Source organism: Aquipseudomonas alcaligenes NBRC 14159 (assembly GCF_000467105.1).
Classification (GTDB): domain Bacteria; phylum Pseudomonadota; class Gammaproteobacteria; order Pseudomonadales; family Pseudomonadaceae; genus Aquipseudomonas; species Aquipseudomonas alcaligenes.
The window spans coordinates 91,834-111,665 of the sequence record NZ_BATI01000018.1 but is presented as its reverse complement, the minus strand read 5'-3'; the positions used below and the strand labels follow the sequence as shown (position 1 = coordinate 111,665).

At 66.6% G+C, this 19,832-nt stretch carries 18 protein-coding genes; 10 read left to right on the top strand and 8 right to left on the bottom strand.

All coding sequences use genetic code 11. The features are described 5' to 3' along the window. Positions 1-124: 124 nt before the first annotated feature. Genes PA6_RS12110 through PA6_RS12100 form a run of 3 tightly spaced genes read left to right on the top strand, consistent with a single transcriptional unit; the run spans position 125 to position 2,263 of the window. Entirely contained in the window at positions 125-1,330 is a 1,206-nt protein-coding gene (locus tag PA6_RS12110) for an aminotransferase class V-fold PLP-dependent enzyme (protein WP_043216612.1), read from the top strand. Beyond that, positions 1,327-1,743 (top strand): SufE family protein, encoded by a 417-nt coding sequence (locus PA6_RS12105; RefSeq protein ID WP_021701211.1) that lies wholly within the window; start codon positions 1,327-1,329, stop codon positions 1,741-1,743. Before PA6_RS12110 ends, PA6_RS12105 begins: the two co-directional genes overlap by 4 nt. A gap of 55 nt (positions 1,744-1,798) precedes the next feature. Beyond that, the gene (locus PA6_RS12100) at positions 1,799-2,263 is read left to right on the top strand and encodes a hypothetical protein (protein WP_043216611.1); all 465 of its coding nucleotides are present in this window, start codon (positions 1,799-1,801) and stop codon (positions 2,261-2,263) included. On the opposite strand, the gene PA6_RS12095 is transcribed toward PA6_RS12100, so the two are convergent. The 3 genes from PA6_RS12095 to tcdA are packed head-to-tail and all read right to left on the bottom strand — an operon-like array spanning position 2,199 to position 4,359. Beyond that, on the bottom strand, positions 2,199-2,999 hold the full coding sequence (locus PA6_RS12095; RefSeq protein ID WP_021701210.1) for a substrate-binding periplasmic protein: 801 nt from the start codon (positions 2,997-2,999) through the stop codon (positions 2,199-2,201). The genes PA6_RS12100 and PA6_RS12095 overlap by 65 nt on opposite strands. A gap of 49 nt (positions 3,000-3,048) precedes the next feature. Beyond that, the gene (locus PA6_RS12090) at positions 3,049-3,510 is read right to left on the bottom strand and encodes a YehS family protein (protein WP_021701209.1); all 462 of its coding nucleotides are present in this window, start codon (positions 3,508-3,510) and stop codon (positions 3,049-3,051) included. Between the two features lie 36 nt (positions 3,511-3,546). Beyond that, complete coding sequence (gene tcdA, locus PA6_RS12085) at positions 3,547-4,359, bottom strand: tRNA cyclic N6-threonylcarbamoyladenosine(37) synthase TcdA (protein ID WP_021701208.1); 813 nt, start codon at positions 4,357-4,359, stop codon at positions 3,547-3,549. A gap of 90 nt (positions 4,360-4,449) precedes the next feature. Here tcdA and PA6_RS12080 point away from each other — a divergent pair, with 90 nt between their 5' ends. The 5 genes from PA6_RS12080 (at position 4,450) to PA6_RS12060 (ending at position 10,853) form a co-directional block, all read left to right on the top strand. After that, positions 4,450-5,595, top strand: coding sequence for an iron-containing alcohol dehydrogenase (locus PA6_RS12080; RefSeq protein ID WP_021701207.1), 1,146 nt, complete (start codon positions 4,450-4,452; stop codon positions 5,593-5,595). A 203-nt stretch (positions 5,596-5,798) separates the two neighbouring features. Beyond that, positions 5,799-8,387 carry a glycosyltransferase gene (locus tag PA6_RS12075; protein WP_021701206.1) on the top strand — a complete coding sequence of 863 codons (2,589 nt, stop codon included), beginning with the start codon at positions 5,799-5,801 and terminating at the stop codon, positions 8,385-8,387. Between the two features lie 130 nt (positions 8,388-8,517). Beyond that, a complete protein-coding gene (gene dapE / locus PA6_RS12070; protein WP_021701205.1) occupies positions 8,518-9,669 on the top strand; it encodes a succinyl-diaminopimelate desuccinylase in 1,152 nt (383 codons plus the stop codon). Then, the gene (locus PA6_RS12065) at positions 9,666-10,478 is read left to right on the top strand and encodes a putative RNA methyltransferase (RefSeq protein ID WP_021701204.1); all 813 of its coding nucleotides are present in this window, start codon (positions 9,666-9,668) and stop codon (positions 10,476-10,478) included. Before dapE ends, PA6_RS12065 begins: the two co-directional genes overlap by 4 nt. Before the next feature lie 3 nt (positions 10,479-10,481). Next, complete coding sequence (locus tag PA6_RS12060) at positions 10,482-10,853, top strand: hypothetical protein (protein ID WP_021701203.1); 372 nt, start codon at positions 10,482-10,484, stop codon at positions 10,851-10,853. Between the two features lie 176 nt (positions 10,854-11,029). Here PA6_RS12060 and PA6_RS12055 read toward each other — a convergent pair whose 3' ends face one another. The 5 genes from PA6_RS12055 to PA6_RS12035 all read right to left on the bottom strand — a co-directional run bounded on the left by PA6_RS12055 (position 11,030) and on the right by PA6_RS12035 (position 16,028). After that, positions 11,030-11,239, bottom strand: coding sequence for a cold-shock protein (locus tag PA6_RS12055; RefSeq protein WP_021701202.1), 210 nt, complete (start codon positions 11,237-11,239; stop codon positions 11,030-11,032). A gap of 215 nt (positions 11,240-11,454) precedes the next feature. Beyond that, positions 11,455-12,429 (bottom strand): DUF4340 domain-containing protein, encoded by a 975-nt coding sequence (locus tag PA6_RS12050; RefSeq protein ID WP_021701201.1) that lies wholly within the window; start codon positions 12,427-12,429, stop codon positions 11,455-11,457. A gap of 115 nt (positions 12,430-12,544) precedes the next feature. Next, positions 12,545-14,377: a GldG family protein gene (locus PA6_RS12045; RefSeq protein ID WP_021701200.1), complete on the bottom strand. Its 1,833-nt coding sequence runs from the start codon at positions 14,375-14,377 to the stop codon at positions 12,545-12,547. A gap of 2 nt (positions 14,378-14,379) precedes the next feature. After that, complete coding sequence (locus PA6_RS12040; RefSeq protein WP_021701199.1) at positions 14,380-15,111, bottom strand: ABC transporter permease subunit; 732 nt, start codon at positions 15,109-15,111, stop codon at positions 14,380-14,382. Further along, entirely contained in the window at positions 15,108-16,028 is a 921-nt protein-coding gene (locus tag PA6_RS12035; protein ID WP_021701198.1) for an ABC transporter ATP-binding protein, read from the bottom strand. Before PA6_RS12035 ends, PA6_RS12040 begins: the two co-directional genes overlap by 4 nt. A gap of 262 nt (positions 16,029-16,290) precedes the next feature. Here PA6_RS12035 and plsB point away from each other — a divergent pair, with 262 nt between their 5' ends. Next, entirely contained in the window at positions 16,291-18,777 is a 2,487-nt protein-coding gene (gene plsB / locus PA6_RS12030; RefSeq protein ID WP_021701197.1) for a glycerol-3-phosphate 1-O-acyltransferase PlsB, read from the top strand. A gap of 125 nt (positions 18,778-18,902) precedes the next feature. Further along, positions 18,903-19,580, top strand: a complete 678-nt coding sequence (locus PA6_RS12025; protein ID WP_021701196.1) for a DUF4197 domain-containing protein — start codon at positions 18,903-18,905, stop codon at positions 19,578-19,580. The last annotated feature ends 252 nt before the right edge of the window (positions 19,581-19,832 follow it).

Genomic DNA, 19,832 nt, shown 5'->3' with positions numbered 1-19,832 from the left:
ACTCGCGCAGCGATTTTCCACCCTGGTGGATGAGGGCTCGCCGTCATCCTGACCGCAGACAGGCCGGGCCCATGCCCGGCCTGTCTATTTATACTCAGCACATTTCCCAGCCGTGCCGCAGACCATGCCCATCACCTCTCCCTGGCGCGCCGACTTCCCCGGCATCCTGGCCCTCGCCGCCGAGGGCCAGACCTACCTGGACAGCGCCGCCACCGCGCAGAAGCCGCAGGCCATGCTGGACAGCCTGCTCGGCTACTACACCGGCGGCGCGGCCAATGTGCACCGCGCCCAGCATCTGCCTGGGGAGCGCGCCACCCGCGCCTTCGAAGCCACTCGCGACAAGGCTGCGCGCTGGCTGAACGCCGCCAGCCGCGAGGAGATCGTCTTCACCCGCGGCACCACGGAGTCACTGAACCTGCTGGCCTACGGCCTCGAGCCGCTGTTCCAGCCCGGTGACGAGATCGCCATCAGCGCCCTGGAACACCACGCCAACCTGCTGCCCTGGCAGCAGCTGGCCCTGCGCCAGGGGCTCAGGCTGGTCGTCCTGCCACTGGATGAACGCGGCGACATCGACCTGGAACAGGCCGCCAGCCTGGTCGGCCCGCGCACCCGCCTGCTGGCAATCTCGCAGCTATCCAACGTGCTGGGCCGGCAACAGCCGGTCGCCAGGCTGGTCGACCTGGCCCGCGCCCTGGGCGCCCTGAGTGTGGTGGATGGCGCCCAGGGCGCCGTGCACGGTCGCCAGGATGTGCAGGCGCTGGGCTGCGACTTCTATGTCTGCTCCGGACACAAGCTCTATGGCCCGGACGGCGTCGGCCTGCTCTATGGCCGCAGCGAGGCCCTGGCGCAGCTGCGCCACTGGCAGTTCGGCGGCGAGATGGTGCTGCAGGCCGACTATCAGTGCTCGACCTTCCGCCCGGCGCCGCTGGGTTTCGAGGCCGGGACTCCGGCGATCGCCGCGGTCATCGCCCTGGGCGCGACGCTGGACTACCTCGCCGGCCTCGATCAGGCCGCCGTGGCGACGCACGAAGCCGCGCTGCACGCCGAGCTGCTCGCCGGCCTGGGCGCACGCGCAGGTATCCGCCTGGTCGGGGCGCCGCAGCTGGCCCTGGCCAGCTTCACCGTGGACGGGGTACACAGCGCCGACCTGGCGCACCTGCTCACCGAGCAAGGCATCGCCGTGCGCAGCGGCCATCACTGCGCCATGCCGCTGCTGAAAAGCCTTGGCCTGCCCGGCGCGATTCGCGTGTCGCTGGGCCTGTACAACGATGGCGAGGACCTCGCGCGCCTGTTCGTCGCCCTCGACAAGGCCCTGGAGCTGCTGCAGTGACCCTGCCAGCTGCCGCCCACGAAGCACTCGACGCCTTCGCCGCCTGCCCCGGCTGGGAACAGCGCGCACGCCTGCTGATGCAATGGGGCGAGCGTCTGCAGCCGCTGACTGAAGCCGAGCGCAACGAAGCCAACCGGGTCGACGGCTGCGACAGCCTGGTGTGGCTGGTGGCCGAACGCCGTGGCGACGCCTGGCACTTTCGCGCCGCCAGCGAAGCCCGGCTGATCCGCGGCCTGCTGGCCGTACTGCTGGCACGCATCGACGGCCTGAACGCGGACGAATTGGCCGTGCTGGACCTGCAGGTCTGGTTCGATCAGCTCGGCCTGGCACGCCAGCTCTCGCCCTCACGCGCCAACGGCCTGAATGCGGTGCTGCAGCGCATGCGCGAGTTGGCAAAAGCGCCGCAGGACTGAGAGCGAGCGATAGTTCATCGCTATTATCGGCACCCCCCAACTCATGGAGAGAGTGATGCCGTCCTATCTGCGCATGGGGCTGGCCTGCAGCCTCGGTCTCACCTTGCAACTGTGCCTGCCGCTGGTCATTGCAACCTCTGGTGTGTTGCTGTGGTTGCCGGCGCCGCTCACGGCAGTGATCACCCCGTTCTATGCCAACCTACTGCTGTCCTCCACGCTCACCGGCCTGATCGTCGGCAGATGGCTACCAGGCCAGTACGTGCAAGCCACCCTGCTGATTCTCGGCGCCACCACCCTGGTGACCCTGATCCATATTCTGATGGATCCTCCAACCAGGATGCGCATGGCGGAACTGCTTGAGCTGCATGCCGCCAATCTGCAGGCCATCGGCTACGACCTGGTTACCAGCGCGGCCGGCCTGCTACTTGGTGCCTGGCTCGGCTCGCGCCGGCAGGTCAAGGCGCTTGCGGATTCCAGCGATCGGGGTCGCCCCGGTACAGAGCCTCCTGCAGGCGCTTGAGCTCACCGCGCCGGGCGAAACGTGCCAATGACTCGTTGAAGTGCCGCAACAATGCCTCGGCCTGCGGATCATCCTTGCGAAACAGCAGGCGCAGCGGCTCGGTGTTGAGGTAGCGCGGGTGGTGGGTGATGGCCCTGCGCTCAGGCTCGGAGAACAGGCGCCGGAGCATGGCGTAGCCGACCGCGCGATCCTGCGGATGCAGGTCGACGCGGCCCAGCGCCAACAGTCGGAAGGCCGTGTCCTCCTTGCTGTTCTGCTCGACCTGCAGCTGCCCGGCCTGCAAGGCCTGGTCGAACTGAGGCCCGTAGGAATAACCGAGCGTGGTGGCGATCCGGTAGGGCTGCAGGTCCTCGATGCGCTGCCAGTCGAACGCCTGGTCCTTGCGGTGGAACAGGACGATCTCGCCGCGCACCAGCGGCTCGCTGCACACGCCATAGTTCAGGCGCATCGGGCTGCAGCTGTAGGGCATGATGGCATCCAGCTCCCCCTGCTGCAGCATCAGCACGTTGCGGTCCCAGGGGTAGAAGGAGAACTCGACCTGGTAACCGGCGGCAGCGAACACCGCGCTGATCAGGCGGGCCAGGGCACCGCCGTCGGCGCGATGCTGGTCGACATAGGGCACCCAGTCGCCGGTGCCGATACGTACCACCGGTTCGGCGGCCGACACCAGGCCACTCAGCATCAGGCTGGCCAGTACCAGCCAGCGCCTCGGCGAGCGGCGGAGCGAAATGGACATGGGCACCTCAGATCTGGGGCCGTCTGCCCCTCAAGCTTAGCCGAGACGATCAGCCGCGCTGACGCTGGGTCAGGCCACGCAGGAAGTTGCGCAGCAGCTGGTCACCGCAGGCGCGGTAGTTCTTGTGCTCGGGGCTGCGGAACAGCGCATTGAGCTCGGCCTTGGTCATCGGCAGGTCGGCGGCGCGAAGGATCTCGTGCAGGTCGTCGTCGCGCAGCTCGAAGGCCACCCGCAGTTTCTTCAGGATGATGTTGTTGGTCAGGCGCTTTTCCACCGGCAGCGGCGGACGGCTTTCGTCGCGCCCCCGCTTGTGCAGCACCAGGCCGGCCAGGAAGTGCGCCAGTACCTCGTCGCTGCAAGGCTGGAAGCCTTCCTCGTCGTCCTTCTTCAGCAGGGCGGCGACCGTCTCGGGCGCCAGGCTGTAATCGGCCAGCTGGCAGATCCCGACCAGCTGGGCGTCGCTGATATCCAGCAGGTAGCGCAGGCTGCGCAATACATCGTTGTTGTTCATGGAAAACTCTCTGAGCGCCCGCGGGCGCATGAATGCCTAACCGGCCTTGCCGGCACGTTCCGCCGGACGTCGCGCACCGGCCACCAGCTTGTCGATGGTGCGCGCGGCGGCGGCCATGCCGAAACTGGCGGTGACCATCATCACCGCGCCGAAACCGCCGGCGCAGTCGAGCTTGACGCCTTCGCCGACGAAGCCCTTGGCCTGACAGACGCTGCCGTCCGGCTTGGGGTAGCGCAGCTGCTCGGTGGAGAACACGCAGGGCACGCTGTAGCTGCGCCCCGGCGTGCGGGAGAAGTTGTAGTCGCGGCGCAGGGTGCTGCGCACCTTGGCCGCCAACGGGTCGTTGAAGGTCTTGTTGAGGTCGGCGACCTGGATCTGCGTCGGATCGACCTGGCCACCGGCGCCGCCGGTGGTGACGATCTGGATCTTGCGCCGTTTGCACCAGGCGATCAGCGCTGCCTTGGCGGCCACGCTGTCGATGCAGTCGATCACCGCGTCGAGCTGTTCGGTGATGTACTCGGCCATGGTCTCGCGGGTGACGAAATCAGCCACCGGATGGACCTTGCAGGCCGGGTTGATGGCACGGATGCGCGCGGCCATCTCGTCGACCTTGGCCTTGCCCACGGCGCCGTCGATGGCATGCACCTGGCGGTTGGTGTTGGTGATGCACACGTCGTCGAGGTCGAACAGCGAGATCTCGCCCACACAAGAGCGCGCCAGGGCCTCGGCCGCCCAGGAGCCGACGCCGCCGATGCCGACCACCGCCACATGGGCCGCCGCCAGACGTTGCAGCCCTTCACGCCCGTACAACCGGGCAATACCGCCGAAACGCGGATCCTCTGTCGCCATCACACACCTCGCAAACCGGCCAGCATTATACGGCCAGAGGCCGGCGCCCGCTCCGCTATAGTGCAAGGATGGCCCGGATGGAGCCTGCCCATGCGCAATTTCAGCTACTGCAACCCGACGCGCATCCTGTTCGGCGCCGGGCAGATCGCCAGCCTCGGCCAGTTGATCCCCGCCGACAGCCGGGTGCTGGTGACCCACGGTGGCGGCAGCATCCTGCAGAACGGCGTGTGGCAGCAGGTCGAGCAGGCCCTGGCCGGCCACCGCATCAGCCGCTTTGCCGGGATCGAGGCCAACCCGCAGTACACCACCCTGCTGCGGGCGGTGGATCAGGCCCGCCGCGAGCACTGCGACTTCATCCTCGCCGTCGGCGACGGCGCGGTGATCGATGGCAGCAAGTTCATCGCCGCCGCACTGCCCTACCCCGGCGAACCCTTCGACCTGCTCAGCGGCACGCCGATTCGCCGCGCACTGCCCCTGGGCTGCGTGGCGACGCTGGCCAGCAGCGGTTCGGAGTGCAGCCCGCACGGCGTGCTCTGCCATGCCGATCTGCAAGTGCGCCTGGGCTATGGCAGCCCCTGCCTGCAGCCACGCTTCGCCATTCTCGACCCCTGCAGCGCCTTCAGCCTGCCACCGCGCCAGATCGGCAACGCGGTCGTCACCAGCTTCGTGCATACCCTGGAGCACTACCTGAACTATGCCGGGGATACGCCGCTGCAGGAACGCCAGGCCGAGAGCCTGCTGCTGACCCTGATCGAGGAAGGTCCCAAGGCCCTGGCCAACCCGAGCGACTATGCCAGCCAGGCCAACCTGATGTGGTGCGCCAGCCAGGCTCATGGCGGCCTGCTCGGCTGCGGCGCCGCACCGGTCGCGGGCCTGGCCCCGCTGGCCCGCCAGCTCAGCCTGCTCTACCACCTCGACCATGGGCAGAGCCTGGCCGTTCTGCTGCCGGCCCTGCTTGCCGAGTACGCCGACCAGCACCCGCGCCAGCTGCTGCGCTATGCCGGGCAGGTCTGGGGCCTGCACCGCGGCGCCCCGCAGCAACGCGTCAGCGCCGCCATCGGCGCTACCGCAGGCTTCTTCCAGCGCATGGGCCTGGCCACGCGCCTGTCCGCCCACGGCCTGGACGCCGAGGCCGTGGCAGAGATCCTCGCCCAACTGCAGCGTCGCGACAGCCGCGGCGAGCCACCTGGGATCGATTTCCAGGCCAGTGAACGCATCCTCCTGCGTGCCCTTTGAGAACCGTCTGCGGAACTCCTGCGGCATGCCGGCGGACCAAGCCCCTGGCGGGGCCCGGCGGTGCTATACAGTCTTGCGGCCGCGGAGTAGCATGCGCGCCGACCGGCGTTCGCCGGCCCATTTCCCGGTTCGGACGAGCAGCCGCCAGGTGCACTGGCCTCTCGACGCAACCCTGTTCCTTATTGCGGAACCTCTAAGCAGCCATGCCAACGCGCAAACTCGGAATCAACCTGGTGGTCATCGTGGCGGTCGCCGCCCTGTTCACCGGCCTCTGGGCACTCTACAACCGTCCGGTCAGTGCCCCGGACTGGCCGGAGCAGATCTCCGGCTTCTCCTTCTCGCCGTTCCGCGCCGGGCAGAGCCCGATGACCGGGGTCTACCCCAGCGACGAGCAGATACGTGCCGACCTGGAGCTGCTGAGCCAGCAGACCGACAACATCCGCACCTACTCGGTGGACGGCAAGCTGGCCGACATTCCGCGCCTGGCCGAAGAGTTCGGCCTGCGCGTGACCCTCGGCGTATGGATCAGCAATGACCTGGAGCGCAACGAGCGCGAGATCGCCAAAGCCATCGAACTGGCCAACGAATCGCGCAGCGTGGTACGGGTCACCGTGGGCAACGAATCGCTGTTCCGCCAGGAAGTCGAGGTCGAGGAGCTGATCGGCTACATCGACCGCGTGCGTTCGGCAGTCAAGGTGCCGGTCAGTACCTCCGAGCAGTGGCACATCTGGCAGGAAAACCCCGAACTGGCCAAGCACGTCGACCTGATCGCCGCCCACGTCCTGCCCTACTGGGAATTCGTGCCCATGGAGGACTCCGGCGAGTTCGTCCTCGAGCGTGCCAAGGACCTGCGAAAGCTGTTCCCGAAGAAGCCGCTGCTGCTCTCCGAGGTCGGCTGGCCGAGCAACGGCCGTACCCGTGGCGGCGCCGAGGCGGATCAGGCCGAGCAGGCCATCTACCTGCGCACCCTGGTCAACGCGCTAAACGCCAAGGGCTACAACTATTTCGTCATCGAGGCCTTCGACCAGCCGTGGAAGGCCAGCGAGGAAGGCTCGGTCGGCGCCTACTGGGGCGTGTACAACCTCGACCGCCAGCCCAAGTTCGCTTTCGAGGGACCGGTCGTCGCCATTCCGCAGTGGCGCCTGCTGGCCATCGCCTCGGTGGTCATGGGCCTGCTGGCCCTGGCGCTGATGCTGATCGACGGCTCGGCCCTGCGCCAGCGCGGCCGCACCTTCCTCACCTTCGTCGCCTTCGTTGGCGGCTCTGCCCTGGTGTGGATCGGCTACGACTACAGCCAGCAGTACAGTACCTGGTTCAGCCTGACCGTCGGCGGCCTGCTCGGCATCGGCGCCCTGGGCGTGTTCATCGTCCTGCTCACCGAGGCACATGAACTGGCCGAGACGGCCTGGACCCGCACCCGTCGCCGGCCCTTCCTGCCGGTGCTGACCGACACCGCCTACCGGCCCAAGGTGTCGATCCACGTGCCCTGCTACAACGAACCGCCGGAGATGGTGAAGCAGACCCTGGACGCCCTGGCGGCTCTGGACTACCCGGATTACGAAGTCATCATCATCGACAACAACACCAAGGACCCGAAGGTCTGGGAGCCGGTGCAGGCCTACTGCGAGCAGCTCGGTCCGCGCTTCCGCTTCTTCCATGTGGCCCCGCTCGAGGGCTTCAAGGGCGGCGCGCTGAACTACATCCTGCCGCATACCGCGCCGGACGCCGAAGTGATCGCGGTGATCGACTCCGACTACTGCGTGAACCGCAACTGGCTCAAGCACATGGTGCCGCACTTCTCCGATCCGAAGATCGCCGTGGTGCAGTCGCCGCAGGACTACCGCGATGGCGACGAGAGCACCTTCAAGAAGCTCTGCTACGCCGAGTACAAGGGCTTCTTCCACATCGGCATGGTCACCCGCAACGACCGCGACGCGATCATCCAGCACGGCACCATGACCATGATCCGGCGCAGCGTGATGGACGAGCTGAAGTGGGCCGACTGGACCATCTGCGAAGACGCCGAGCTGGGCCTGCGCGTGTTCGAGAAAGGCTACTCGGCGGCCTACGCCCACGAGAGCTTCGGTCGCGGCCTGATGCCCGACACCTTCATCGACTACAAGAAGCAGCGCTTCCGCTGGGCCTACGGCGCCATCCAGATCATGAAGGGGCATGCCCGCGCGCTGTTCCGCGGCGAAGGCTCGCAGCTCACCCGGGGCCAGCGCTACCACTTCATCGCCGGCTGGCTGCCGTGGATCGCCGACGGCCTGAACATCTTCTTCACCATCGGCGCCCTGCTCTGGTCGGCGGCGATGATCATCGTGCCGAACCGGGTCGACCCGCCGCTGATGATCTTCGCCATCCCGCCACTGGCGCTGTTCTTCTTCAAGTTCGGCAAGATCATGTTCCTCTACCGCAAGGCGGTGGGCGTGGACCTGGCGCGCTCCTTCCAGGCCGCCATCGCCGGCCTGGCGCTGTCGCACACCATCGCCAAGGCGGTGCTGTACGGCACCTTCACCAAGACCATCCCGTTCTTCCGCACGCCGAAGATGGCCAGCAACCACGGCATCCTGGTGGCCCTGGCCGAAGCACGCGAAGAGGTGTTCGTCATGCTTCTGCTGTGGGGTGCGGCGATCGGCATCAGCTTCGCCCAGGACATCGGCAACGCCGACGTGAAGTTCTGGGTCGCCACCCTGCTGGTGCAGTCGCTGCCCTACCTGGCGGCACTGCTGATGGCCCTGCTGTCGTCGCTGCCCAAGCCGGCAGAGAAAGAGGTCGCGCAGGCGGCGTAGCCCCTAGGGTGGATATCGCCTTGTACATCCACCATGTCGACGCGTGTCACCCCATCGAAACGGCGGCCTTGAGGCCGCCGTTTTGCATTAAGATGGCGGCCTTTCTGATCTTCGCTGTTCCGGAGCCGCAATGACCGCCCTCACCCCCACCCTGGAGCTCGCCTTCGACCTGATTCGCCGCCCCTCCGTGACCCCGGTCGACGAAGGCTGCCAGGAGCTGATGATGCGCCGCCTGGCCGCCGTCGGTTTCGCGGTGGAGCGCATGCGCATCGAGGACGTGGAGAACTTCTGGGCCCGGCGTGGCGGTCGCGATGGCGCCCAGGGCCCGGTGCTGTGCTTCGCCGGCCACACCGACGTGGTGCCGACCGGCCCGCTGGAAGCCTGGCAATACCAGCCTTTCGATGTGCGCGTGGATGATGAAGGCATGCTCTGCGGCCGTGGCGCGGCGGATATGAAGGGCAGCCTGGCGTCGATGATCATCGCCGTCGAGCGCTTCGTCGCCGACCACCCCAACCACAAAGGCGCCATCGCCTTCCTCATCACCAGCGACGAAGAAGGCCCGGCCCACCACGGCACCAAGGCCGTGGTCGAGCGCCTGCGCGAGCGCGGCGAGCGCCTGGACTGGTGCATCGTCGGCGAGCCCTCGAGCACCAGCCTGCTCGGCGACGTGGTGAAGAACGGCCGCCGCGGCTCCCTCGGCTGCACCCTCACCGTACGTGGCAAGCAGGGCCACGTGGCCTACCCGCATCTGGCGCGCAACCCGATCCACCTGGCCGCGCCGGCGCTGGCCGAACTGGCCGCCGAACACTGGGACGACGGCAACGCCTACTTCCCGCCGACCAGCTTCCAGATCTCCAACCTCAACTCCGGTACCGGCGCCACCAACGTCATCCCCGGCGAGCTGAAAGCGGTGTTCAACTTCCGCTTCTCCACCGAGTCGACGGTGGAAGGCCTGCAGCAGCGCGTCAGCGCCATCCTCGACAAGCACGGCCTGGACTACAGCCTGGACTGGGCCCTGTCGGGCCTGCCGTTCCTCACCCAGCCGGGCGAACTGCTCGATGCCGTGGCCGCCAGCATCCAGGCAGTCACCGGCCGCGCAACCACGCCGTCCACCTCCGGCGGTACGTCGGACGGGCGCTTCATCGCCACCCTGGGTACGCAAGTGGTCGAGCTGGGCCCGGTCAACGCCACCATCCACCAGATCAACGAGCGCGTGCTGGCCAGCGACCTGGACCTGCTCACCGAGGTTTATTACCAGACTCTGGTGAAACTGCTGGCATGAGCCTGACCTGCCCCATTTGCCGGGAACCGCTGAGCCTTGTGGGCAACGGCCTGGCCTGCAGCAACCGGCACAGCTTCGACCGCGCCCGCCAGGGCTACTACAACCTGCTGCCGGTGCAGCACAAGAACAGCCGCGACCCAGGCGACAATCAGGCCATGGTCGAGGCGCGCCGGCGCTTCCTCAACGGCGGCCACTACGCGCCACTGGCCAGGCGCCTGGCCGAACTGGCCGCCGAGCGCGGCCCGCGCAGCTGGCTGGATATCGGCTGCGGCGAGGGCTACTACACCGCGCAGCTCGCCGGGCAGCTGCCGGAGGCCGACGGTTACGCCCTGGACATCTCCCGCGAGGCGGTGAAACGTGCTTGCAAGCGCGCCTCGCAGCTGAGCTGGCTGGTGGCGAGCATGGCCCGCGTGCCGTTGAGCAATGCCAGCTGCGACCTGCTGGCCAGCGTGTTCAGCCCGTTGGACTGGCAGGAAGCACTGCGCCTGCTCAGGCCCGGCGGCGGCCTGCTGCGCATGGGCCCGACCCGCGCGCACCTGATGGAACTGCGGCAGAAGCTGTATGACGAAGTACGCGACTACGACGACCAGAAGCACCTGGAGCTGATTCCCGCAGGCATGCACCTAGCCCACAGCGAGACGCTGAGTTTCCCGCTGCTGCTGGCCGACGCCCAGGCCCGCGCCGACCTGCTGGCGATGACCCCGCACGGCTGGCGCGCCAGCGCCGAGCGCCGCGCCGCGGTGATCGCCGAACCCTTCGAGGTGACGGTCGCCATCCGCTACGATTGGATCGAAAAGAACAAGGACTGAGCCATGCGCCAACCCGATATCGAGATCTACCTGAAGGACGCCGATCAGCAGGCCATTGCCGTCTGGCTGAGCGAGGCCATCGGTCCGTGCAGCGAGTGGCGCCAGCAGGGCCAGACCTTCAAGTGCCGCGCCGGCGAAGTGCCGGTGACCTGGCTGCCGAAGGCCGTAGGCAAGTGGCACAGCCTCTATCTGGAAAGCGACGCCACGCCCTGGAGCGATGACCTGGCCTGCGCCCGCGCAGCCTTTGCCGCGCTCGGCGTGCAGGTGCGCTGCGCTCCCGGTGGCTGGAGCGAGGAAGAAGCGCTGGAGGAAGCGGATCGCTGGATCAAGATCGACGCCGAGGGTGAGCAGGAAATCATCTGGCGCACCGATTGATCTCCCCTCTCCACTCGGGAGCGGGACGGGGATGAGGGTCTCTCAGACTACGGGCCGCTTATAGCACCGCCACCCCAGCCCTCTCCCAAAGGGAGAGGGAACAAAAGCAAGTCCCCACCCCTGAAAAGCAAAAGGCCCGTCATCGACGGGCCTTTCGTTGTGCGACGGGTCTGGCTTCAGACCTTGGACACGTCTTCCGCCTGCAGGCCCTTCTGGCCCTGGATCACGGCGAACTCCACCTGCTGGCCTTCGACCAGCGTGCGATGCCCCTCGCCACGGATGGCGCGGTAGTGGACGAACACGTCCGGGCCGCTTTCGCGTTGAATGAAGCCATACCCCTTGGAATCATTGAACCACTTGACGGTTCCGACCTCACGATCAGCCATTACCACTTCCCTCGATTCTCGATTTTATTGTTGGGCGGATCGGCGCAAACGTTCTTCTTCTTCTCTCCGACCCCGGCCATAACGAGCATGGAGCGGTGTTCCGAATGGCGTCCTGATGCGACCGCCAGGCGAGTATAAAACAAGCGTTCGTCTTGCCAAGGGATTTTTTCGGCCGCCTGCAAGCCCCGGAATACAGGGCCTGCAGGCCATTTTGCTCACTCCTTGGCGAGCAGATCGGTCAACTTCCTGGCCAGGCTCTGGTACTGGTAAGGCTCGATCCGATAGGCCCAATCGCTGCGCCCCGGCACCTCGCTGGCGGACAGACCGCTGCCCTGCTCCAGCAGCAGCCAGTGCTGATCGGCCTTGCTGTAGAAACGGCCTTTCAGGGTCTTGCCGGCAAAGGTGGTGAGGCTGAACTCCAGCGCCGGCTTGCCCTCGAAACCGAGCTGGGCCAGCGGTGCGGCATCGGCGAAACGCAGGTCGGCGAAGAACTGCCCGAAGCCATTGGCCGCGCCCTCGAAGGCCAGCTGCTTGCCCTTGGGCAGATCGCGCACCTGCAGGTTCGCCTCCTCGGCCTTGTCGCGCGAAAGCGTCAGACGTTCCCCACCGGCGTGGCGCAGGTCAAGTTCGCGCACCTCGGCGAAGGGAATGGCGGCGATACGCCGATCCAGCCACTCCAGCTCGCTGATAGGCAATTCGATGCGCTGGCTGACCAGCCAGCTCTGCGCCTCGTCGGCGCGCCGCACCAACTGACCCTGCTGCTGGCCGGGCTTGCCGATCAGCAGCTGCAGCGGTACCTCGCCCTGCTCCAGCTTGAGGCGTACGGCGCGCTGTTCGGCGTCGCCCTTGTCAGCCAGGCCGAGGCGACCATACAGCTCGGGGTTGGCGGTGCGCGGCTCGACCTTGCGCGCCTCGGCCAGGGCCTTGAGCAGCCTGTTCACCACACCCTGGTCGGCCGGGTAATCGGCCTTGGCCGGAATCACCCAGCCTTGCTCGCGACGCTCCAGGCGCACCAGCGGCTGGTCACCACGCTGCACTTCAATGGCCTTGACCTGCGCCACCTGCACGCCCGGCAGCCAAGGTTCGGCCTGGGCCGGCACGCGCGGCAGGCCCACCTGGCTGGTGAAGTACCAGCCGGCCACCAGGGCCAGCGCCAGCACCGCCAGAACGAAGAGGGTTTTGCGATTCATCGGTTGTTCTCCTCAATCAAGGAGTCGGTGAATAGGGGAAGGGAAAGCGAAGGGGAAAGGGCCGCGCCCTCTCCCCCCACCCCTCTCCCATCAATGGCAGAGGGGTGAGACGCCATCACGCGGCCTTGCGCCGGCGCCACAGCCACAGGGCCAGTACGCCGAGGGTCAGCAGCAGCGGCACGGCAAGGATATTGGCCAGCTTGAGGGTGCGACCCAGCGCCTCGATGTCGGCATTGAGCTGGAAACGCACCTCGCGCAGTTCCTTGCGGATACGCAGCTTCTCGTCGAGGAACTGCTGCACCGCCGCCTGCTGCTCGGGGGTCAGCTCCAGGGCCTTGCTCGGGTCCTGCTGCTGCAGCGAGGCGAGCTTCTGGTCGGTCTCGGCCAGGCGCTTCTGCAGGTCCTCTTCCTTGACCCGGAACTGCGCCTCGGCCTCACGCTGCAGCGCCTCGACCACTTCGAATGGGCGGCTGAAACGCCCCCGCGAGCGCACGCTGATCAGCGCATCGCTGCCGGCCAGGTTGTCCAGCGCATTGATGGCGAAACCGGCGTTGTCGGCGAACGGCTGCGGCACGCGCTGACCGAAGAAGTCCTGCACCTGCACCCACATGCGGTCAGTCAGCAGGTCGGTATCGGCCACCGCGATCACGTTGATGTTCTCGGCGGACTTCAGGCCATCCTTCTGCCCCTCGATACCGTTGGGGTAGGCCGACTGCGCCGGACCGCTGATGCGCGCGGCGATGGCATAGCGCTCGCCGGTCGGCTCCAGGTCGCGCATCAGCTCGCCGGGATTGGCCAGCATGCTGAAACGGGCCGCCTCGAACGGCATGGCGTACTCGGAACTCTGCAGCAGCGGCACGAACTGGGTCTTGGCGCCCTCGATTGGCTCCAGGATGCCGCTGGTGGCGATGTTGATGGTCTCCAGGCCGGCCGTGGCCACATCCTCCTGGCTCATCGCGCGCTGCGGCAGCGCCAGCCAGGCGGCATGGCGGGCCGGCGGCTGGCCCTGGCCCATGCTCACCGACAGCGCGTAGGAGCCATCACCGAGCACCTTGTCCGGCACCATGCGCAGGCCCCAGGCCTTGAACAGCGGCTCCAGGTCGGACGCCTTGCCGGCATCGTCACCCGGCAGCATGGGCTGGGCATTGTCCGCCTCGGCCAGCGGGTCGACGAACACCAGCAGCTTGCCGCCGCGCAGGACGAACTGGTCGATGGCGTACAGGGTCGCCTCCGGCAGGCTCTTCGGGTGCACCAGCAGCAGTACCGAGACTTCGTCCGGGATCTTGTCGATGCCGGCCTTGAGGCTGTCGATCTTGAACAGCTGACGGACTTCCTCCATCACCATCCAGGGTGCGGTGGGCTGGCGCGCCATCATGTCGAAGCCGCCATTGAGCTGCAGCCCGGAGAGCAGGCCGATCACCGGCCGCTCCGGCTTGGCCAGGCCCTGCACCAGCTGGCTCAGCTGGTATTCGAGGAACTCCTCCTGGTCCAGCGGGAAGAACGGGATGATCTGCTTGTCGTCCACCGCGTTGGTGCCGGCCAGGCCGAAGTAGATCTGCTCGCCGCTCTGGTTCGCCGGCACGGCCTGCAGGCCGAAGCCGGCCGCCTTGTCCTCGTCCTCGGAGAAAGGCTCGGGGTCGACGATGTGCAGCTTGATCTTGCCATCCGCCGCACGCTCGTAGGCCTTGAGCATCTCCTGCACACGCACCGCGTAGTTGCGCAGCACCGGCAGGTCGCGGGCGGCCTTGTCGGAGTAGAAGAAGTACAGGTTGATCGGCTCGTCGAGCTCACCAAGGATGCGCTCGGTGCCCTCGGAGATGGTGTAGAGCTTCTGCTCGGTCAGGTCCAGGCGGGCATTGCCCAGGCCCAGGGCCGAGAGCATGTTGAAGGCCAGGAAGGCCACGGCGATCAGCAGCAGGCCGGCGCCGGAATACATCAGTTTCTTCATGGTCAGTCAGCCTTCTTCAGATCGACCACGATGGCGGTGGCGGCAAGCCAGGCGGCCATCAGGGATATGAAATAGAGCAGGTCGCGCAGGTCGATCACGCCCTTGCTGATCGCGTCGAAGCGGGTCAGGAAGCTCAGCGAGGCGACCGCGTCGAGCAGCCATTGCGGAGCCCAGGACAGCGCATCGAGCACCATCGGGAAGCCGCTGACGATGAACAGGAAGCAGGCGCTGACGGCGAGGATGAAGGCGATCACCTGGTTCTTCGCCAGGGCCGACATGCACGAGCCGATGGCGAGGTAGGAACCCGCCAGCAGCCAGCTGCCGAAGTAGCCGGTGAAGATTGCGCCGTTATCCGGTTCACCCAGGTAGTTGACCGTGATGATCATCGGGAAGGTCAGCAGCAGGGCGATACCGGCGAACACCCAGGCGGCGAGGAACTTGCCCAGCACCGCGTCGGTACGGGTGATCGGCAGGGTCATCAGCAGCTCGATGGAGCCGGACTTGCGCTCCTCGGCCCACAGGCGCATGGCGATGGCCGGCACCAGGAACAGGTACAGCCAGGGGTGGAAGTTGAAGAACGGTGCCAGGTCCGCCTGGCCGCTTTCGTAGAAGCCGCCCAGGTAGAAGGTGAAGACCCCGGACAGCACCAGGAAGATCAGGATGAACACGTAGGCGAGCGGCGTGGCGAAATAGCTGGCCAGTTCGCGCTTGAAGATCACGGGCAACTGCTTCATGCCGCTTCTCCCCGGGTCAGGCTGCGGAACACTTCATCGAGCCGGCCACGTTCCACGTCCAGCTCCTTCACCTGCCAGCCACGCTGGCGAATCAGCTCGTTGACCTGCGGGAAGATCACCTGGCCAGGCGCGGCCAGCAGGGTCAGGCTGCCCTCGGCGTTGTCTTCCACGCCGGCCACACCCGGCAGGGCGGCCAGTGCCGCGCGGTCCAGCTCGCCCTCGGCGACCAGGGTCACGGCCTGGTGATAGCGCGAGCGGCTCTCCAGCTCCATCGGCGTGCCATCGGCCACCACCTTGCCGGCGGCGATCACCACGGCGCGGGTACAGACCGCCGACACTTCTTCGAGGATGTGGGTGGAAATGATCACGATCTTGTCCTTGGCCAAGCTCTGGATCAGCTTGCGCACCTGGTGCTTCTGGTTCGGGTCAAGGCCGTCGGTGGGCTCGTCGAGGATCAGCACGCGCGGATCATGCAGGATCGCCTGGGCCAGGCCGACACGGCGCTTGAAGCCCTTGGACAGGGTCTCGATGCTCTGCTCCAGCACCTTGTCCAGCTCGACCTGCTCGACCGCACGCTGCACCCGTTGCTTTTTCTCGGCGCCGCGGAAGCCGCGGACCTCAGCGATAAACCCGAGGAAGCCGCGCACCGTCATGTCGCCATAGCAGGGCGCGCCTTCCGGCAGGTAGCCGATCTGCTGCTGGGCCTTGAGGGTGTCGCTCTGGATATCGAAGCCGAGGATGCTGGCCGTGCCGGAGGTCGGCGCCAGGAACCCGGTGAGCATCTTCATGGTGGTGGATTTACCGGCCCCGTTGGGGCCGAGGAAGCCCAGCACTTCCCCCTGCTGGACCTGAAAACTGAGGCCATCGACGGCCGTATGGTGCGCAAAACGCTTGGTTAGATTTTTTATTTCGATCATGGCTCTCATCCCGACGGGAGAAACCCCGGGCCATGCTGACCACGGGGGCCCTGCAAACGCTGGCGGACTATAAAAGTCGACCTGCGGCATGGCAAGACAACGGCTTTTAGGAAAAGTTGCAGCGTCACCGCTATTGCCCCGTAGGCCAGTAACGACGCGGCATCGGGTGAACACTTGTACCGGCGGCGCTTTTGCCGCAGCGAGGCGAATGCGGCACACTAGCCGCCCCGAGCGCATGCTCGTTTTTTCACAGCCGCAATCTATGACCCGCTCCCCGCTCCGCCGCCTCGCCTTTGGTGCCCTGCGTCGCCTGCTGTTCCTCTGGGTACGCTCGGAAACCATCAACCAGTCGTCCTTCAACCTGCGCCTGGATCGCAGCAAGCCGGTGTTCTACGTACTGCAGCAACCCTCGGCGGCGGACCTGGCGGTGGTGGACCGGGAATGCAGCAAGGCCGGCCTGCCGCGCCCGGTGCTACCGGTGGCGATCGGCGAGCAGATGGAGCCGGCGGCGTTCTTCTACCTGACCCGCTCGCCCAGCTGGTTCGGCGGCCACGACAAGCGCGGCGCGCCGCCCACCCTGCAGCGCATTCTCGCCAGCCTCGACGGCAACGCCCTGGACGACGCGCAGATCGTCCCGGTCAGCGTGTTCTGGGGTCAGTCGCCGGACCGCGAGACCAGCCCGTGGAAACTGCTGTTTGCCGACACCTGGGCGGTCACCGGGCGCCTGCGCAAGCTGGTCAGCATCCTGATCCTCGGGCGCAAGACCCGCGTGCAGTTCTCCGCGCCGATCCACCTGCGCGAACTGCTCGACCAGAACAAGGGCCGCGAACGCACCCTGCGCATGGTCCAGCGCATCCTCCGTGTGCACTTCCGCAATCTGAAGACCACGGTGATCGGCCCGGACGTGTCGCACCGGCGCAACCTGGTCAAAGGCCTGATCCACGGCCCACTGGTGCGCCAGGCCATCGCCGAGGAAGTCGAGCGCGACAAAATCAGCGTCGAGAAGGCCGAAGCCAAGGCCCTGCATTACGGCAACGAGATCGCCTCGGACTACACCTACACCGCCATCCGCTTCCTCGAGACGGTGCTCAGCTGGTTCTGGAACAAGCTGTACGAGGGCATCCAGGTCAACCACCTGGAGGCGGTGCGCGACATCGCCCACGGTCACGAGATCATCTACGTGCCCTGCCACCGCAGCCATATCGACTACCTGCTGCTGTCCTACCTGCTGTTCCGCAACGGCCTGACGCCTCCGCACATCGCCGCCGGCATCAACCTCAACATGCCGGTCGTGGGTGGAATATTGCGCCGCGGCGGCGCCTTCTTCATGCGCCGCACCTTCAAGGGCAACCCGCTGTACACCGCGGTGTTCAACGAATACCTGCACACTCTGTTCAGCAAGGGCTTCCCGGTCGAGTACTTCGTCGAGGGCGGGCGCTCGCGCACCGGCCGCACCCTGCAGCCGAAGACCGGCATGCTGGCCATCACCCTGCGCAGCTTCCTGCGCTCCAATCGCCTGCCGATCGCCTTTGTGCCCGTCTATATCGGCTACGAGCGCGTGCTCGAAGGCCGCACCTACCTGGGCGAGCTGCGCGGCGCGGCGAAGAAGAAGGAGTCGATCTTCGACATTTTCAAGGTCATCGGCGCCATCCGTAAGCAGCGTTTCGGCAGCGTGCACGTCAACTTCGGCGAGCCGATCAAGCTGGCCGAGTTCCTCGACGCCGAGCAGCCGGGCTGGCGCACCCAGGACCACGGCGAGCAGTTCCGTCCGGCCTGGCTGAACGCCACCACCAACCGCCTTGGCGCCAAGGTGGCGCAGCACCTCAACGAGGCGGCGGCGATCAATCCGGTCAACCTGGTCGGCCTGGCCCTGCTCTCCACCAGCAAGCTGGCGCTGGACGAAAAGGCCCTGGCGCGCGTGCTCGACCTGTACCTGGCGCTGCTGCGCAAGGTGCCCTACTCGCCCCACGCCACCCTGCCGGAAGGCGACGGCCAGGACCTGATCCGCTATGTGCAGAGCATGGACCTGCTGGCCGAACAGAAGGATGCGCTGGGCAAGATCCTCTATCTGGACGAGCAGAACGCCGTCCTGATGACCTACTACCGCAACAACGTGCTGCACGTGTTCGCCCTGCCCGCCCTGCTGGCCAGCTTCTTCCTCAGCAGCTCGCGTATGAGCCGCGAGCAGATCCTGCGCTACTGCAGCGCCCTCTACCCCTACCTGCAGTCGGAGCTGTTCATCCGCTTCACCCAGGAGGAACTGGAAGGCGTGGTCGACCAGTGGCTGGAAGCCTTCGTCGAACAGGGCCTGCTGCGCCGCGAGGACGACATGTTCATCCGCCCGGCGCCCAGCTCGCGCCAGTTCGTCCTGCTCACCCTGCTGGCCCGCGCCATCGTACAGACCCTGCAGCGCTTCTACATGGCCACCGCCCTGCTGCTCAACGCCGGCCAGTACGCCCTGTCCGCCGAGGAGCTGGAAAACCTCTGCGTGGTCATGGCCCAGCGCCTGTCGATCCTGCACGGCCTCAACGCCCCTGAGTTCTTCGACAAAAGCCTGTTCCGCCACTTCATCCAGACCCTGCTCGACCAGGGCGTGCTGCGCCAGAACGGCGAAGGCAAGCTCAGCCACCACCCGCAGCTCACCGAACTGGTGGAAGGCGTGGCCAAACGCGTACTGCCCGCGGAAATCCGCATGTCGATCCGCCAGGTGGCGCTGGAGCGTGGCGAGGAGCCAGCGGAGTCGGCCTGAGCCACAACGAACCAAGGGCCGCTCTGCGGCCCTTGTTTTTTCCGGCGTCATGCCATCGCCGATTGGCGCCCCCCCGACCACTCCGCTAAGCTCGCCCCATTCCCACCGCATTAAGGAATGCCATCATGCTCCGCCTCACCACCCTGGCCGCCGGCCTGCTGCTGTCCGCCGGCGCCTTCGCGCTGTCTCTCGCCGATCTGACTCAGAGCGACGCCAGCGGCGGCCTCAAGGATGCGCTGACCCAGGGCGCGCAGATCGCCGTCAAGCAGCTCGGCAAGCCGGGTGGCTTCAGCGACAACGACGAGGTGCGCATCGAGCTGCCGGGCAAACTCGGCAAGGCCGCGCAGACCATGAAGATGAGGGGCATGGGCGAACAGGTCGAGGAGCTGGAGGCGAGCATGAACAAGGCCGCCGAGGCCGCCGTGCCGCAGGCCCAGGCGATTCTGGTCGACGCGGTGAAGAAGATGACCGTGAGCGATGCCAAGGCCATCCTCGCCGGCGGCGAAGACTCTGCCACCCAGTACCTGAACAAGAGCAGCCGCGAGCAGATCCGCGCCAAGTTCCTGCCCATCGTCAAGCAGGCCACCGACAAGGTCGGCGTGGCCCAGCAGTACAACAGCTTCGCCGGCCAGGCGGCCGCCCTCGGCGTGGTCGATGCAAAGAGCGCCAACGTCGAGAACTACGTGACCGAGAAAGCCCTGGACGGCCTGTTCAAGATGATCGCCGAGCAGGAAGCCAGCATCCGCCAGAACCCGGCCGGCGCGGCGACCAGCCTGGCGAAGAAGGTCTTCGGCGCTCTCTGAGCCGCTACCCAGTAGGGCGGGTGAAAACCGCGAGCCCGCCCGCGGGTTTCACCCGCCCTACGTTGCTAGCTCGCAATCATCACGGGATGAAAGAGTCCCTAGCCCGGATGCAATCCGCGAAGCAGGCAACTTCGCCCCCGGATTGCATCCGGGCTACCTGAGAAAGCAAAAGCCCGGCAGATGCCGGGCTTTTTTGTGGCCGGGCTTGTGGCCCTGCCGGGTGCCGGAACGAGCCGGCCTGGGGTAGTAACG